We start from the raw sequence: 525 nt of genomic DNA, 5'->3' as shown, positions 1-525 counted from the left end.
ACTCGTACAGCCGCACCGCGTAACGGCCCAGCGACGGTGACAGGAATGGCAGGACCTGTCCGTTGACCCGCACCGGGGCGAGATGCAGGGTGGCCAGCGGAATGTCGTAGTACTCGGCGACATTGGCGGCGGGCTGTTCGAAATTCAGAAACGTGACCAGCAGGTCGGACCCGGCCGCCAGCGTCCGCAGTGTCGCGGTGATTTGCTCCCAGTGCCGGGTGACGGACTGCCCGATGTCGCGCCACGACCTGACCAGATCTCGGATCTTCCAGAATTTGCGGAACACACGCGTCCAGAAGTCGCGGTGCGAACTCCACCACTCCCGCGTATCGGGCCCGTAGGCGACGGCCGACAGCCCAGCCGACTCGGCAAAGTCGACCAGGTCAGGCGGAACCGCGATGTACACGTCGTGACCGCGGCGCAGCAGTTCACGGCCGACTGCGACGCAGGGCTCCGCGTCGCCGCGAGTTCCATAGATGGCCAGCACAAATCTCATCGCGGAGGTTTCCGCCTTTCAGTCGTCGT

Annotated in this window: 1 protein-coding gene; it reads right to left on the bottom strand. The window is 65.0% G+C overall.

Going from position 1 to position 525, the window contains the following annotated elements:
• Window positions 1-496 (bottom strand): glycosyltransferase (locus tag A5736_RS25475; protein WP_175611385.1); only part of this gene is annotated, 496 nt, incomplete at its 3' end.
• Window positions 497-525: the final 29 nt, after the last annotated feature.

This window comes from Mycobacterium sp. SP-6446 (assembly GCF_001954045.1).
Taxonomy (GTDB): Bacteria; Actinomycetota; Actinomycetes; order Mycobacteriales; family Mycobacteriaceae; genus Mycobacterium.
This window is presented reverse-complemented; position numbering and strand designations above follow the sequence as displayed.